We start from the raw sequence: 342 nt of genomic DNA, 5'->3' as shown, positions 1-342 counted from the left end.
CGGCTACTGTAGTTGATAAGACAACGCTTCGGACTTCAACATTCAAACTTAATAGCAAATATGTCGTAGTTCAGAACGAGCGCAAGGAAATTCCGGTTCCTGTTTCGATTGTAGATGGAAGAGTCCTTGTTCCGCTTCGGGTTATTAGTGAAGCTTCTGGAGCTGTCGTCGTTTGGGAACAACAGAAGCATACTGTTTATATTGCCAAGGCAACCAATCAAACCATTCAAAATCTGGCGTCGAACAACTTAGCAGTCAGAAGAAAAGCAACTGTTTCTGAGACACCAAAAATTGATCTTTTGGCTCACCTATCTGCCAATCGTAATGTTAATGACAATGATG

1 protein-coding gene is annotated in these 342 nt (G+C 41.8%); it reads left to right on the top strand.

From position 1 onward, the window contains the following. Nucleotides 1-342, top strand: a 342-nt coding sequence (locus KIH86_RS11280; protein WP_223110480.1) for a copper amine oxidase N-terminal domain-containing protein, incomplete at both ends; no start/stop codon positions are given.

Source organism: Paenibacillus sinensis, from assembly GCF_019904155.1.
Taxonomy (GTDB): domain Bacteria; phylum Bacillota; class Bacilli; order Paenibacillales; family Paenibacillaceae; genus Paenibacillus_AQ; species Paenibacillus_AQ sinensis.
Note: the sequence above shows the minus strand (reverse complement) of the source record. Positions and strands in the feature narration are given on the sequence as shown.